The 15,288-nt window shown below is 69.3% G+C and carries 8 protein-coding genes; 1 reads left to right on the top strand and 7 read right to left on the bottom strand.

Features of this window, described 5'->3' with window-relative positions:
- Positions 1-18: 18 nt before the first annotated feature.
- From AB0M29_RS25095 to AB0M29_RS25075, 5 genes are all read right to left on the bottom strand, one after another.
- A complete protein-coding gene (locus AB0M29_RS25095) occupies positions 19-3,585 on the bottom strand; it encodes an NEW3 domain-containing protein (protein WP_365386241.1) in 3,567 nt (1,188 codons plus the stop codon).
- Positions 3,586-3,668: 83 nt separating this feature from the next.
- Positions 3,669-4,985: a Gfo/Idh/MocA family oxidoreductase gene (locus AB0M29_RS25090; protein ID WP_365386239.1), complete on the bottom strand. Its 1,317-nt coding sequence runs from the start codon at positions 4,983-4,985 to the stop codon at positions 3,669-3,671.
- 8 nt (positions 4,986-4,993) lie between these two features.
- The gene (locus AB0M29_RS25085; protein ID WP_365386237.1) at positions 4,994-5,863 is read right to left on the bottom strand and encodes a carbohydrate ABC transporter permease; all 870 of its coding nucleotides are present in this window, start codon (positions 5,861-5,863) and stop codon (positions 4,994-4,996) included.
- Positions 5,860-6,696, bottom strand: a complete 837-nt coding sequence (locus tag AB0M29_RS25080) for a sugar ABC transporter permease (protein WP_365386235.1) — start codon at positions 6,694-6,696, stop codon at positions 5,860-5,862. The genes AB0M29_RS25085 and AB0M29_RS25080 overlap by 4 nt, the downstream gene beginning before the upstream one ends.
- 177 nt (positions 6,697-6,873) lie before the next feature.
- On the bottom strand, positions 6,874-8,184 hold the full coding sequence (locus AB0M29_RS25075) for an extracellular solute-binding protein (RefSeq protein ID WP_365386233.1): 1,311 nt from the start codon (positions 8,182-8,184) through the stop codon (positions 6,874-6,876).
- A gap of 176 nt (positions 8,185-8,360) precedes the next feature.
- Here AB0M29_RS25075 and AB0M29_RS25070 point away from each other — a divergent pair, with 176 nt between their 5' ends.
- On the top strand, positions 8,361-9,557 hold the full coding sequence (locus AB0M29_RS25070) for an ROK family protein (protein WP_365386232.1): 1,197 nt from the start codon (positions 8,361-8,363) through the stop codon (positions 9,555-9,557).
- 204 nt (positions 9,558-9,761) lie between these two features.
- Here AB0M29_RS25070 and AB0M29_RS25065 read toward each other — a convergent pair whose 3' ends face one another.
- Positions 9,762-12,572, bottom strand: coding sequence for a galactosylceramidase (locus AB0M29_RS25065; protein ID WP_365386230.1), 2,811 nt, complete (start codon positions 12,570-12,572; stop codon positions 9,762-9,764).
- 281 nt (positions 12,573-12,853) lie between these two features.
- Entirely contained in the window at positions 12,854-15,268 is a 2,415-nt protein-coding gene (locus tag AB0M29_RS25060; protein ID WP_365386228.1) for a glycoside hydrolase N-terminal domain-containing protein, read from the bottom strand.
- Positions 15,269-15,288 lie beyond the last annotated feature (20 nt).

Raw genomic sequence — 15,288 nt, 5'->3', positions numbered from 1 at the left:
CGCCGGCCGCCGCGGGTGTCAGCCGATGGTGCTGGAGAAGATGTGCATGCCCGGGGCGTTGGGGAGGGTGACGTACGCGACGGTCTTCCCCGGCTGGAGGGTCACGGTCGCGGCGTAGATATGGACGGCGATGTTGGTGCTGCCACCACGGCTGGCGTTGCGGCGAGGGAGGGTGGCGAGGATGTCGCTGCCGGTACTGCCGGCCCAGTCGCTGATGGCCAGGGGGTAGGTCTGGGTGGTGCCGTCGGTGTAGGTGATGGTGCCCGTACCGGAGGTGTCGCCGTTGACGGAGGAGGCCAGGAAGCCGAGCGTGGCGCCCGATCCGGCCATGGCGATGGCCTGGCCCTTGGCGGTGACGTTGTCGGATGTGCCGGGTGTGGTGTCGGGCCACGTGAAGGTCAGGCCGTCATGGCTCACCTGGGCGCCTGGGGTGAGTCCTACCGCGGCGAGGGTCTGGGCGGAGATGCTACGGCCGCCGCCGTCGAAGTCGGCCCCCGCGGCGTTGCTGTCGTCACTGATGCCGGCGTTGTTGAACGCGGCCGGCAGGGAGGAGTACGGGACGGTGGTCCGGCCGTCGGCCTCGTCGGTGCCCGGGGCGCCCTGGTAGGTGGCGGTCGCGGTCAGCGGGTAGGCGGCGGGCTCGGCGTCGGCGGGGACGGTCACCTGCCAGGTGGTGGTGGCGGTCTGGCCGGCGCCCAGGCTGGGGAAGGTCGCCGGGGTGGCGGCCGTGGCGGTCCAGCCGTCGGGTACGGCGAGCTTGACCGTGGTGTTCGGCAGAGCGTGGCGGCCGCCGTTGGTGTACTCGGTGGTCACGGTCGCCGTGGCACCGGGCTTGGCGAGCGCGGGGGTCACCAGGGACAGCGGGTTGGGCACCGAGACGCCCGCGATGGCCTCGGCGCTGATCCTCGCCCCGTCATAAGTGGCCGAGGCCACCAGGTCGGTGTCACCGGGCGTGGCGCGGGCGGGCGGAGTGACGTGCCAGGTCGTCGTCATCGTCCTGCCGGGCGCGAGGCCGCGGGCGCCGGCACCGGCGGTGGCACGGGCGGTCCAGCCCTTGGGCACGGACAGCGACAGTGCGGCATGCCGCAGCGTGGTGGTGCCCGGGTTGGTGTAGCGGGCGGTCACGGTGGCCGTGGCACCGCGCTGCACGGTGGACGGAGCGTCGATGGTGACCGGCGCCTTCACCTGCTGCGGAGCGCTGTAAGTGAGGAAACGGATCTTCGCGGTGGAACCGGTGGAACCCGTCCCGCTGTACGCGATGGTCTGGTCACCGGCGGCGTGGGACGCCGAGCCCTGCGCGGTCACGGTGCGGAGTTGGTGCCAGGTACTGTCGTACACCTTCGCGGTGGCGGTGCCGTCGGCCACGAGGAAGCCGTTGGACGGCACCGTGGTGGGGAAGGTCACCGTCTGCCCGCCCACGGTGAACGAGGGGTCGGTGACGCTCCCGGAGGCCTGCAGCTGGAACCGCAGCGGCTGCGCGTCATGCGTGTTCGAGTACGTCCAGCTGGTGGGGCTGCCGTCGCTCGGCGCGTTCAGCGTGCTCGCCGGGTACTCGACGTTGTAGAGGTTCCACTCCTTGCCCGGGTGCACGGTCTCCAGGTGCCAGTAGGACTTCGCGTCCTTCATCGCCTCCATCTGCTGGTCGGTGAAGGCGTGCGCGTTGCGGGCCGCCTCCCACTGCTTCCACGCGTCCAGAACGTCGGCGGTGTCGCCGCTGCCCTTCAGGGCGGACACGCTGGCCTGCAGTCCGGCGCCCGCGTTCCAGGCGGCGTTCTTGGACAGCTGCCATTCCTGGGTCAGCACCGAGTCGGTCGGGTGGTAGGTGACCCAGCCCATCATGTCGGGCATGAAGTTGCGCTGGAAGTAGGCCTGGTGGGCGAGGAGCGACCCCACGTACGTCGTCCCGTGAGAGCCCTCTCCCCAGGACATACGGCCTGCCGCGTCCCAGGTGCCCGGGAGGAGGTTGCTTGCCTCGGAGATGAAGTCGTCAGTGCTGTCGAGCTTGCGGTACATCCCGTTGACGAGCTTGTTCGTGCCGAACGTCCCGTATCCCGCCAGGGTGGCGGTCTCCAGGCCGTCGAAGGACATCGCCTTGATCCCCGTGGTGTTCCAGATCTGCGCAAGCCGGTCGGCGAGTCCGGGAAGCATCGTCATACCGGCGTCGAACTGGCCGTAGGCGTACCACTGCATCCGGGCCAGGTCGGTACCCGCGTCGTGGGCGGCCGCCGTGGTGCCCCACCCGCCGCGGTTGTTGAGGGTGACCTGGTACTCGTTCGCGGAACCGGCCACCTTCGTCACCGCGCCGAAACTCAGCAGCTCGTCGCCCATCCGGATGGCGTTCCCGTTTCCACCGGTGAGAGGGGTGTTGCCGTCGACATAGACCACCTTGGACGAGGCGTCCAGGGGGCGAGTCAGCTTGACCGAACCCTGGGTCGCCAGCCCCGGGTCGGGCACCGGCGTCACATACCGGTCCCAGGTGTCGACCGTGTTGGACAGCGTGTGCACGCCCACCGACACCCCGCTGGCCGCCGCCGTACCGGTCAGCCTGGCCGCCGCCGCGTCCGAGCTGCCGAAGGAGGAGTCGAACTGGTAGTGCCCGGTCGACTGCCAGGGCCCCTCCGCGTTCGGCAGTGAGTAGACGTACCGCATCCCACCCTGCCTGGCGTACGCGCCCGCCTGGCCGACATCGTTGGTGTTCAGGTCGCTGAGCACCAGGAAGGACTGCGAGGCCCCCTGCGAGGTCTTCTCCCACTGACCGTCGATCTTGGGGTGCGGCAGGCCCTCCCCGGTCTCGATGTGGGACAAGGTGTTCAGTACGCTCCCCGGCGCGGTGCCGAAAAGGGCGATCTTCGAGCCCTTGATCACCGCGTCGTCACCGCTCAGCGGCGGGACCGCCACATTCGGCTGGTGGCTGTCCGGCCAACCGACATACCGGTGGCGGGTCTTGGTGTAGTCGTAGGTGTATGCCTGCAGCACACTGCCCCAGGACGTCTGGTCGGCGCTGAACCAGCCGTACGCCCAGCCTTGTATGGAGGGGTCGCTCTTCACCGGGCCGTCGGTGTAGGTGAGGTTGTCGTACTCGTCGGGCCAGCCACCGACGCTCTTGTCGTTGAGCCCGTGGATCCCGATCGCGAAGTCGTTGTCGCGCACCACACCGACCGTCTCACCCACGGTCTTGGTGATGCTGGTGGTGATCGGACCCCACAGCAGGGTCTGCACATCAACCCCCGACGGGGCGCTGACACTTGTCGCCTCGAGCGTCGCGTAGCCCGCCTCGGACGTCACCCGCACACCGACGGTGACGCCCTTCCCGCCGAAGTGGAAGACATACGTGGAGGACCGCCCGTCGTACGACAAGGACGTCGGCAACTGCTGCGCTCCGTCCACGACCAGCTTGATCAGCGGCGACTGGTGGCCCGCGCTCGCGTAGTCACGGCCGTTCACCGCGTCCACCAGCCTGGTCACCGTCCCCGTGGAGTCCAGCCCGATCCGCAGCGAACCGGCCCGGATCGTGTACGAGGCATCGTCCGCCGACGCCGAGACCGCCGGAGCGGTGGCGGCCACCACCGCGATAGCCAGAGCCACAAGTCCCGGTCTCACCACACTGCTTGTTCGCCTTCTCATCTTCGTTCCTATCCGCTGTCGTTAATGGAGGGGGACAGTGGCCGTCACTTGGCGGCGGGTTCGAGGGCGACCACCGAACCGGTGAGGCGTGCGCGCTCGGCGGCGAAGACGACGCGGTGGCCGGCCAGGCTCTCCCGCAGACCGGACGGCACCTCTTCAGACGTACCGTTGCGCAGCGCGCGGATGAATGCCTCGACCAGTCCGCGGTCGCCTCCGCCGTGGCCGTCGACCGCGGCGTGGCCGTTGGCACCTGCGTCCGCCTCGGTGTCGATCACCTTGGTCTGTTCCGACAGGAAGTCGAAGACGTGCAGGTAGCGGCCGTCTCCGGTGATCTGCCCGCGGGTTCCGAATATCCTGGTCTTTCGGTCGGAGCCCTGGCTGAACGCGGTCAGCGTGAAGCTCACCGTCGCGCCGCCCTCGAACTCCATCTGGACGACCTGGTGGTCGACGACGTCGTTGTCGCTGGCGTAGACGCAGCGCCCGTACGGACCGTGTGCCAGAGCCTGTTCCACCGCCTCGGCGGTGAGCCCGCCGGCCATCACCAGCGCGTTGTACCCGTCGAAGGAGTCGGGATCGCCTACGCCCCTGCGGTAGACCCGGGCGGCGGAGAACGCACAACTCGCCTCGATCGAGCAGTCGATGCACCGGTCAGCCGCACCGGCCGGCCGGTTCTCGGCCCTGAAGTACGTGAGGCTGCCGAACGAGGCGACCTTCTCCACCGGGCGGCCGACCAGGGACATGAGCCAGTCGATGTCGTGGCAGGACTTGGCCAGCAGGAGCGGACTGCTCTCGTCGGTGCGGCGCCAGTTGCCCCGGACGAAGGAGTGGGCGAAGTGCGAGTGCCCGATCGGTTCGAGGTGCTCGATCGAGGCGATCTCCCCGATCGCGCCGGAGGTGAGCAGATCCTGAAGAGCGAGGGTGTAGGGGGTGTACCGGAGCACATGGCACACGGCGGCGGTCACACCGGCCGCCTCGACGGCTTCCACGATTGTGGCGCAGTCCTCCTCGGTGGTCGCCATCGGCTTCTCCAGCAGGATGTGGTAGCCCCTCTCGGCGAAGGCCAGCACCGCGTCCACGTGCTGGTGGTCGAGCAGACTGATCACCACCACGTCGGCCAGGCGGGGCGCCGCGGCCAGATCACGCCAGTCCTCGAAGACGTTCGCGGCGGGAACGTCGAACCGTTCGACGAACCGTCCACGTGCGACGGGCCGGGGCTCGGCAACCGCCACGACCCGCACGGGGTCAGCCATACGAGCGGCGGTCTCGGCGTATGCGAAGCCCCTCGCCCCGCCACCGGCCACGGCCATGGTCATGGAGCGGCCGGGCGCCCCGGTGAACTCGGAAGACAACGAGCCGGTCATGTGTGTGGTCATCCCTTCGTGGCCCCGCCGAGCAGGCCTTTGACGAAGTAGCGTTGGAAGAAAAGGAAGAGGATCAGGATCGGGATCGTGGCGAGCACCATGAACGCGAAGACCGCCCCGTAGTCGGACACGTGCTCGCTGATCTCGCGGTACATGCCGACAGTCACGGTGCCGCCGTTCGCCGGCCCCAGGACGATCAGCGGGGTGACGAAGTCGTTCCACACCCCGACCGCTGTGAGGATCAGAACGCTGGCGGCGGCCGGGCGCAGGAGCGGGAAGACGATCGACCAGAACGTCCGCAGCGGCCCGGAGCCGTCGAGAGCGGCGGCCTCCTCGAGCTCCAGCGGGATGTTCCTGACGAAGCCCATGAACAGCAGCACGCCGAAAGGCAGGTTCGCGGCGATGTTGGCGAGCACCAGGCCCAGGACCGAGCCCATCAGGTTCACCCGCCCGAGCACCTCGGTGATCGGTTCGAGCGTGACGGTGGTGGGGATCATCAGGCCGGCCAGGATCAGCAGGGTGAGGATGCGCGCGACGCGGGTGTTCGTCCGCGCCAGGTAGTGCGCCAGCAGCGCGGACAGCAGGGTCGAGCCGATGACGGACAAGGCCGTGACCTGGACGCTGTTCATCAGCCCCGTCCAGAACAGGTCGTCGGGCCGATCGGTCACGTTGCGAACGTGGGTCAGTGTGGGGTGCGAGGGGAACGCGCCGGGGTGGGCGAAGATGTCCGCACCCGGCTTGAAGGTGTTCACCAGCACCAGGTAGACGGGCGTGATGAACACGGCTGTCACGGCGAGGGCGATCAGCGTCCGCAGCGGTGTGGTCGCCGATCGGGGGCGCCGCGGCGGCGTGCGGGCGATCCGGTCTGTCAGGGTCACAGTTCGACCTCTCTGCGGCGCAGGACACGGAGTACGACGAAGGAGACGAGGGCGATCAGCAGGAGCATCAGCGTGGCCTTCGCCGCGCCGTATCCGATGTGCGATCCGGAGACGCCGGTCTCGACGACGTCGAACGCCAGGGTGCTGGTGGTGCCGGTGCCCGGGCCGCCGTTCGTCATGACCTTGACCTGGTCGTATGCCTTGAACCCGCCGATCATGAGCAGGACCGTGCAGATGGTGACCGCCGGGGCGAGCATCGGCCAGGTGATGGTGCGGAACCGGGTCAGCGGGCCGGCGCCGTCGATGGCCGCGGCCTCCGTCAACTCCTGCGGAATGCCCTGCAGTGCGGCCAGGTAGATGACGACGCAGAGCCCGAGCATCTGCCAGCACATGATCGAGGCGACGGTGTAGAGGGCGATCCCCGGGTCGGACAACCACCCCGGCCGGTGTGCGACGCCCAGGCCGTGCAGGATGCGGTTGGCGAGTCCGTCATCAGCCAGGATCGTCTCCCAGATGACACTGACCACCACGGACGACAGCACCACGGGGATGAAGAACACGGCCCGCATCGCGTTGAACACCCAGCCCCGCCGGTCCAGCAACTGGGCGACCGCCAGCCCGAGGACGTTGGGGACGATCGTGACGATGAGGGTGAGGATCAGCGTGTTCCGCAGAGTCTGCAGATATGCGGGGTCCCGGAAGAGGTCCTCGTAGTTCCGCAGCCCGACGAAGTGGGTAACGGCCCGGAATCCGTTGCGGTCCGTGGTGCTGGTCCTGATGGCCATCGCCATCGGGACGAGTACCAGTGCCGCGTAGATGACAGAGCCAGGCATCGCGAACACCAGGAAGCGGTACGCCCCGCTCCCCCGCTTGCGCCTCGCCACGGTGGTGCGCGGCTCACCGGGCCGTGGCCGCGCCGGTTCCGCCGGTCTGTGTGTGGTGGCCGTACTCGGCCGGTCGGCATTCGTCACGCCGTGCATGTGCGGCTCCAAGTTCAGGGCCCGAAGGGGCTACCGCGTCGCCGCGGTGTACTGCTGGTCGAGGTAGGCCGCGAAGTCCTTCGGTGATTTGCGACCGGTGATCAGGTCGACGATCGCCGCGTTCAACTTGTCGGAGAATCCCGGGGGAAGGGAGCCGTCGCCCGACACACTCGCCCAGGCGGGTACGGTCTGGCCGCCGGAGAGCGCCTTCTTGTAGAGGTCCAGCGTCTGCTGGTACAGGGCGCCGACGTTGGCCGGCGGCGTGTAGCCCTTGATGCCGATGATGAGTCCGTCGGTCCGGACGCTGTTGTCGAGGTTGGTCTTGTCCTCGGCGAACGCCTTGGCCCATTTCTGGGCGAGGTCGACGTCCTTGGCGTGGGAGTTGACCATCAGCCCGCCGCCGGTGACCACCGGGACGATGTTCTTCCCCGCGTCGCTGGGCCAGCCGAAGACGCCGACGTCAAATGGCGGCTTCGTCTTGTCCGCCGAGGCGGAGAACCACGAGCCCATCGGGTACATCGCCGCCTTGTTGTCGCGGAACGCCTGCTCGACGTCCGCGTAGGAGCGGCTCAGCCCGGCCTTGTCGATGTATCCCTTGCCGGACAGGTCGGCGACCTTCTGGGCCGCCGCCACGAAGTCCGGGTCGGTGAACTTCACCGCATTGTCGGAACGCTTGGTGAACCAGTCCGGGGTCTTGGTCAGGAGGTCGGTCGACACAGTGGCGGCGAGGCCGTAGGACGCCGCCCAGGTGTCCTGGCCGCCGCCACCGACCTCCAGGGGCGTGATCCCCACCGCCTTCAGCTTCGCGCAGTCGGCGAGGAACTCGGCGTAGGTGGCCGGCGGGCCGGCGATGCCCGCCTTGGTGAAGTCCTGCTTGTTGTAGTACACGAGCGGGACCGGCTGAACGTTGAACGACAGCGCGTACGTCTTGCCGTTGATGGCGCCGGCGTGCGGGTCGTCGAAGCCCTTCATGTCGTCCGCGCTCCAGGGTGCGAGCTCGCCCTTCTGGGCGAAGCCGTCCGGCGCGATGCTCGTCATGATGTCCGGCGCCTGACCGGAGGCGAAGAGCTGCTGCAGATACGCGGTGGAGTTCGTGCCGACCAGCTTCTTGATGGTCACCCCCGGCACCTTCGCCGTCGCGCGGGCTATGGCGGCGTCCCAGTACGCGCTGGTCAGGTTGGGGGTCTCGAACGTGAGGAAGCTGAGCGTGACCTTCTTGCCGTCACTCGAACCCTGGCTGACGCTCTTCGCACTCCCGGCCGTGCAGGCGCTCAGTGCGGTCGCGGCGGCGAGTGCCATCACCGCGGCCACTCGGGATCTGGATCCACGCAGTACGGGCATGTCGGTTCTCCTTCGAAGGATGTGGGTGGGCGAGGGATGGGGGGGGTGCGGAGCACGCGCCGGATGGGGGCCGCCACTCGTGGCTGGGCGTCGTCCCCATTGTTAATTAAACTTTGTTTTTTATTTGGCTGGCTGGTAGTGTGGCACCTCACATCGAAGGCGTCAAGGGATGAGATATGGCTGGTCTGAGCGGCGATCCGTCGGTGCTGCGCAAGCTCAACTCGGCGGCTGTCCTGCAGGTTCTGCACGGAGCGCTGCTGCCCGGGACGGCAGGGTCCGGCAAGGCGCCGCAGGCCGCCGCGATGACGCTCACGGAGATCACGAAGGCCGTGGCCTTCTCACGACCGACCGTCGAGGACGTCGTCGAGGCACTCCTGGAACAGGGGCTGCTCAATGAACTGCAGCCGACACCGAGCCGCTCGGCGGGCCGGCCCGCCCGCCGGTTCGGCTTTCGTACCGATGCCGGTTACGTGCTGGGTGTCGATGTCGCCCCGGAGTGGGTGCACGTCCTGGTGGCCGACCTGGTCGGGACGGTCGTGACCAGCCATCGCGCCGCGGTCTCGCGGCGAACGGACGGTCCCGAGCGAATGGCCGCCATCCGGGCCGCCGTCGCGCAGGCCCGGGCCGCGTCGCCGGTCGGCGGACAACCCATCCTGGGCGCGGCGGTCGCGACCACCGGCATCGTCGACACCACCGGTCGCGTGGTGCGGGCCGACCTGCCCGGGTGGACCGGGGTGAACATCGCGGAAGGACTCGCCGACGTCGTCGGCGCGCCGGTCGCCGTGGAGAACGACATGCGCGCCGGCGCGATCGCCGAGCGCTGGATCGGCGCGGCCGTCGACGCGGACAACGTCGCGTACCTGCACGCGGGCCTGCGCATGGGCACCGGATTCCTGATCGACGGCCGGTCCCCACGGGGCTACCACGGCGCCGCGGGTGAATTCACCCAAACCGGAGGGAAGAGAGCACTCAAGGCGTTTCGCCGCCTGCTCGACCACCTGCCGGAGGCCGGTCCCGATCAGCCCGACGCCGCTGACGGCTCACGCGAGAGCGTGGAATCGCTGTTCGTGGCGGCCGCCCGCGGTGAAGCCGCCGCGAAGGCGGCGGCCAAACACTTCGCCCACACGCTCGTCAAGGCCGTCGAAGGTCTCATCGTCGCGATCGACCCCGAGGTCGTCGTGGTCGGCGGCAGCCTGGCCCTGGCCGGCGACATCGTGGCCGAACCGATCCGCAACCACCTCGCCAGCGCCTGCGTCTTCCCCCCGCGCGTCGAGGTGTCCCCGATGGGCGACGACTCTGTCGCCCTCGGCGCCGTCCGGATCGCGCTGGACCAGGTCGAAGCCCGGCTGTTCCTCCACGACCACAGGCAATGACCGGACGCCGTCCGGCGCGGCGTCTCCGTTGTCCCCGCTCAGCCGAAGAGATACGCGACGCCGCCACACACTTCACCCGCCCCCTGCCCGCACGCCTGTGGGACGACCTCCGCGCCACCGGCCTGGTCCCGTACGAGGTGCCCGTACCGCGCGAGCGGTGAATCCGCGGTTCACCCGGGCCCGGCCAAGGTGGTGCGGCCGAGGTCAGCCAGTTTCCCGGACGTTCACGTGAACGGGGGCGGTGGAGTCCGAGAGCAGGCCGGTCACGGGGTCGAGGGCGACCGCGGTGAGCACCGCTTGGCCGGGGTGGAGTTGGGTGTCGCAGTGCCAGTTCCCGCTCGAGTCGCTGGGCTGGTTGACGCAGGCCGGTGTGCCGGACACCGAGAGGGTGATCAGCTCGCCCGCAGTGGCGGTGCCCGCGATTCTCAGCTGACCGGGGTGGACGGAGGCGCGGTCGGTGGGCGTGGTGATGGCCGGTGTGGGGGCCGGCTTGCCGGGGCTGGTGACCTGGGCGGCCGCGACGGAGGCGAAGGTGCCGTTGGATGCGGGGTTCTTGGTGCCGGTGACGGTCACCGTGAGGGTGTGCTGGACGGCGGGGTCGAGGCCGGTGCGGGTGAACACCGAGGCCGACGTGCCGCTGGCGCTGTAGAGGTCGACGGGGGTGGGGTTCCCGCCGTCCACGGACACGTTGACGATGCCGTTGCTGGGGTTGGTGAGGGACTGCAGGGTGACGCCGTCTCCACGGAAGGCCAGCGTGGCGTGGTCACCGACGGTGTTGTTCCAGGTGTTTCCGCCGCCGGACTGCCAGGTGCCGCTGTACTGCCACTGGTTCACAGCGCTGCCCGTGGTGCCGTAGCCGATGGTCGTCACGACTGCCGGGCTGTGAGCGCCGGACGGCAGCGCCACCGGGACGGCCAGGTCGGTCAGCGTGCTGACCTTGAGGTTGTCGTACTGCTCTCCTGCGAGATACCCGCTGGCCACGAGGCCGACCTTGCCGGCGGACAGGCTGGTATCGGTGGCGGAGCCGACGGTGGCGCCGTCGACGGACGCGTAGATCCGCGATCCGTCGAAGGTCAGTGCCAGGTTGTGCCAGGTGTTCAGCCCGGCGGCCGAGGACAGCGTCCCTCCGGTCAGCGGTGCCGCGGGCTTGCCGGAGCCGTCGGCGAGGTTGATCGACCAGGCGCCGGTGTCGCTGAGGGTGAGCGAGTAGTAGTGGACGTGCGAGGGATCCTCCATGGTGCCGCCGAGGTTGCTCTGGCGGCCCAGGATCCCGACCGAGCCGGGTTGGGCGTTGCGCACGTCGGCGGACACCTGGTAGTTGCTCCACGCCTGGCCGCCGCCCACCGTGTAGGGGTACGGGGTCTGGATGTTGCTCTGCCACTCCAGGGGCTTGGCCGGGGTGTCGAGCTGAACGCAGTTGCCGGTGCGGCCCGCGCACGGCTCGACGGTGAACGCGCCTTCCATGGTGGCCAGATAGCGGGCCTGCTGGCCGCGGGTACCGCTGGTGAAGGCGTCGGAGTACGGGAGAGGGAGCGGCTTGCCCGTCGGCACCGCGGCGCTCCCCTTGTGCTGGCCGCTCGTGGTGGTGAACGAGTAGATGTGGTCGGGTTGCAGGATGGCCGTCACGGTGCCGCCCGCGTCGGGCACGAGGTCCTGGCCGTGCGCGAACCACTGCGCACGGTCCCCGGTGACCAGGTTGGTGCTCCAGACGTGCACATGACCGGCGGACAGGCCGCCGCTGACGGTGAGCTTGACGGTCTGCGGGCCGGTTGCCCGGGTCGTCTCGACGACGGAACTCCAGTCCTTGCCGTCGGGCGACTTCAGCGACACGAAGCTACCGACCTGGTCGGAGGTCCGGCCGGCCAGGTAGCCGCTGGCGCCGTCCAGGTACTGCCAGCCCGGCTGCGCGAACTGGGTCGTGTGCGCGGTCACCCAGGTCGACAGGCCGACGTCGTAGTGACCTGACCACGGCTCGTTGGCCATGACCAGTCCCTGGTCGGCGAAGCCGACGTCCGTGTACGCCGAGGCGACGAGCGGCCAGTTGATGCTCGCGGTCATCCGGCCGTCGACGTAGTCGATGTTGTCGGCTCGTGCCATCGGCAGACCGCCGGCGTTGTAGCTCATCGAGCCCTGCTCGCTGGCCCACAGTGGTGTCTGGCGTGCCTGCGCGGCCTGGGAGGAGGGGCAGTGCGTCTCGACGCCCGGATACTGCGAGATCGGCGTGGGACCGTTCCATCCGCAGGGGTAGTGCTCACCGATGACCGAGACCGCCTTGGCGAAGTCCGCGTCCTGCGCCATGGCGCCGCTGACGGCGGAGAACGAGTTCACCTGATCCGAGGCCACCAGCTTGACCGCGGAGAACCCGTGCTGGTCGAGGGCTGCCCTCAGGTCTTTCCACCAGGCCGCGTTCCAGCCGCCCTTCTCGTTCCAGCCGCCCATGTAGGCGAAGGTGAGGCCGCGTTGCTTGGCGCAGCCGAGCCAGTCGGTGATGTATTGGATCCCGTTCTGCGAGTACATGCTGGAGCCGACCCAGCCGGGTGCGGCCCAGGTCAGTCCGTAGAGCTGGATGTGCGGGTTGCGCTTCACCGCCTCCTGCGCGAGCCAGAACTCGTAGCCCGCGTCGCAGTTGATCGCTCCGCGGGTCTCCTCGATGGTCTGCTCGGCTCCGGAGGTGGTGTTCCCGTCGCCGCTGGTCTCGACCTTCAGGATCTGCAGGTTGGCGCCGTAGCCGGGCTTGAACAGGTAGTCCAGGATCGCGTTGCGCTGCGGGGCCGGGTAGTCGGTGAGCAGCCGGGTGTTTCCGCCGCCGCCGCTGATCGCGCCGAGCCCGTCGAAGGTCCGGCCGGTGTCCTGTCCGTCGAGCGCGATCGACGTGCCCGGCAGATCCGCCGCACCCGCCCCGGGCGGCGTCAGCAGGACCAGCGCGGCGGCCAGCATCAGGGCCACGAGAGTGGCAACGGCGATGAGGCGTTCCGCTCCCCCTGTCCCTCGTCGTCCTTCCGCACGTAAACGCATGGCGTGTCTCCTTGAATCTCATGACCCGGTCATGAGGATGACGCTCGGTCATGTGGGGGGACGTCAGAGATCAACGACTGAAAGCAACTTGAACAAACGAATCTCACCAGATTCGCGCATGCAGGATGACGGTAGGCAGACACATCCGATGCGTCAAGGCTCCGCGCGACAGCCGGGCCACGTCCCGTCGCGTCGGATCGGATCGGATCAGCGAGCGCGGGCGCGACCCGGCCGGAGCGCGGCTTGCGCCGGTTCGCTCCGGGCCGGGCGTTGAGGTGAGCTCAGAGGTTGCGCAGGGTCACCGACTCTCCGGGCCGGAGGCTGATCTGCCGGGAGGCGCCGCGCGACAGGAGTGTGGTGGTGCGGCCGCCGACGCTGGTGAGGGTGGCCTGGGTGACGCGGCCGTTCTTCCAGCTGAGGTCGGCGACGAAGCCGCCGCGGACGCCCACGCCTGAGAGCGAGCCCGATGCGGCCCAGGCGGCGGGAAGGGCGGGCAGCAGTTCGATGTGGCCGGGGCGTGAGTAGATGAGCATCTCGACGATCGCCGACGGGGTGCCGAAGTTGGCGTCGATCTGGAAGATGCCGCGGCCTCCTCCCATGTCCATGATGTCGAAGAGGTTCGGCGCGCTGCCGTTGCTGCCGTTGGTCGAGGGTTTGAGGTTGTTGACGACGAGCTGGTACGCCTTGTCGGCGTCCTTCAGACGCGCCCAGCACAGGGCGCGCCAGGCGTTGGCCCAGCCGTAGCTGTTCATTCCGCGGGCGGTCAGCAGCGCGGTGGCGCCGGCGAGGATGTCGGTGGGGGTGGAGTCGTCGGGGCGGATCCGGTCGCCGGGGAAGAGTCCGAACAGCGGGGACAGGTGCCGGTGGGTGGTCTCGCCGAGGTTGTCGGGCGTCATCCACTCCTCCAACCAGCCGGTCTTGGGGCTGACCACCGGCAGGTACAGGCGCTCCCGCAGCCCGTCGATCGTCGTGCCGTAGCCGGTGTCCTGGCCGAGGGCCGCCGTGGCCGTGCGGTAGTTGCCGAACAGGTTCCACACCGCTTCCTGCGCGTACGTGATGCCCTTGGCGTCCAGCGGGCCCTGCTCGGGGGACCAGTCGCTGTCGGCGATCAGCACCTGCCGCGAGGTCCCGGACGCGTCGGTGACGGTCGTGGTGATGAGGCGGGCCTCCCAGAACTGCACGGCGCCCTTGAGAAGGGGGTAGATCTTCCGCAGGTAGGCGCGGTCCTGGGTGTACTCGTAGTGCGCGAACAGGCTCTGGCACAGCCAGGCGTTGCCCGCCGGGTGCCACCACCAACCGCCGCCGCCGTAGGGGTTGGTGGAGATGGCCACGGTCCAGCCCGCGATCCTCCCGCTGGAGTTGCGGTAGCGGTTGGTGGAGGTGTTGAACAGCCGCTGGGTGACGTCCGTCCAGGCGGGAAGCTGCGCGAGGCAGTAGTCCGCGAACGCGTCGAAGTTACCGGACAGCCCGGTCCGGTCGGCCGCCCAGTAGTTCATCTGAACGTTGATGTCGGTGTGGTAGTCCCCCATCCAGTCCGGGTCGTTGCCGTCCAGCCACACGCCCTGCAGGCCCATCGGCAGGCTGCCCCGCGATCCGGAGATCATCAGGTAGCGGCCGAACTGCAGGTAGGCGGCCTCCAGTTCCGGGTCGGGGACATTGTCGCGCCAGCGGGCCTGCAGCCGGTCCCAGGTGTCCAGTTCGCGCTGGGCGGCGGAGGAGCTGCCGAGGTCGACGGCCATCCTCCCCGACAGGGCCAGGAAGTCGGCGACGTGGGTGTGCAGCAGGGTGCTCGCCGAATGGCGGGCCGCGGCAAGGACCTTGGTCCTGGCGAGGGCCCGCGGGTCCAGGGACGGGTCGCGGAAGTGCGCCGCCGCGTCGGGCGCGTAGTTGGTGCCGCCGCTGACGACGACCGTGAGGTCCTTGCAGCGGCTGAAGGACAGCGACGCGCCGCTGACGGTGACCTTGCCGGAGCTGCTGTAGGCGGTGACGGCGGCGCCGTACTTCAGGCCGTTGGCCAGGGTGGCGCCGAACGACGCGTAGCGCCCTGCGCTGCTGCCGGTGGTCGTCTCCCCGTGGGTGCCGGTGAGGGAGACCGTACCGGTGTACGCACCGCCGCCCTGCTGGGAGAAGTGCAGGACGATAGCGTCGTCCGGGAGGCTGGCGAAGATCTGCCGCTGGTAGGAGACGCCGGAGACCTCGTACGACGCGCTGACCACGCCCTGCGCCAGGTCGAGGACGCGGCGGTAGTTGTTGACGCTGCCCAGGTCGTGGTCGGGGATGTCGACGGTGAGCTGGGCCAGGAGGGTGAGTGAGCCGAAGTCGTCGCGGCCGTACGGGAACTGGCCGTCGCTGTCGAGCGTGTCGTTGAGGCCGCCGGTCCACAAGGTGGCGTCGGTGATCGTCAGGAGTTCACTGGCGGGGTCGTTGGTGGCGAGCGCACCGAGGCGCCCGTTGCCCACGGGCAGCCCCTGCCTGATCATGGACCCGGCGGAGCCGGGGGCCTGCCACCAGAGCTGGTTCCGCGCGGCGGCGGCCCCGGACAGCAGCGGGGACTCGGTGGGACGCAAGGGGGCCGCGGAGGCGGTGAAGGCGGGCAGGGCGCCGAGCGCGGCGGCCGCGCCGGCTCCGGCAGCGAGCGCGAGGAAGCCTCTGCGGCTGGGGTGGTCGCCGGGAGGTGAGGTGTGCTGGGTGTCCACGTGCTGCACTCCAAATCGGG

It is taken from the genome of Streptomyces sp. NPDC051976 (genome assembly GCF_040680795.1).
Taxonomy (GTDB): domain Bacteria; phylum Actinomycetota; class Actinomycetes; order Streptomycetales; family Streptomycetaceae; genus Actinacidiphila.
The sequence above is the reverse complement of the archived record's forward strand: the minus strand, read 5'-3'. Positions and strand labels throughout refer to the sequence as shown.

Excerpts from the sequence above, each read along its gene's own strand:
- AB0M29_RS25080 (WP_365386235.1), bottom strand. The coding sequence starts at position 6,696 with ATGCCTGGCTCTGTCATCTACGCGGCACTGGTACTCGTCCCGATGGCG.
- AB0M29_RS25070 (WP_365386232.1), top strand. The coding sequence starts at position 8,361 with ATGGCTGGTCTGAGCGGCGATCCGTCGGTGCTGCGCAAGCTCAACTCG.
- AB0M29_RS25065 (WP_365386230.1), bottom strand. The coding sequence starts at position 12,572 with ATGCGTTTACGTGCGGAAGGACGACGAGGGACAGGGGGAGCGGAACGC.
- AB0M29_RS25090 (WP_365386239.1), bottom strand. The coding sequence starts at position 4,985 with ATGACCGGCTCGTTGTCTTCCGAGTTCACCGGGGCGCCCGGCCGCTCC.
- AB0M29_RS25075 (WP_365386233.1), bottom strand. The coding sequence starts at position 8,184 with ATGCCCGTACTGCGTGGATCCAGATCCCGAGTGGCCGCGGTGATGGCA.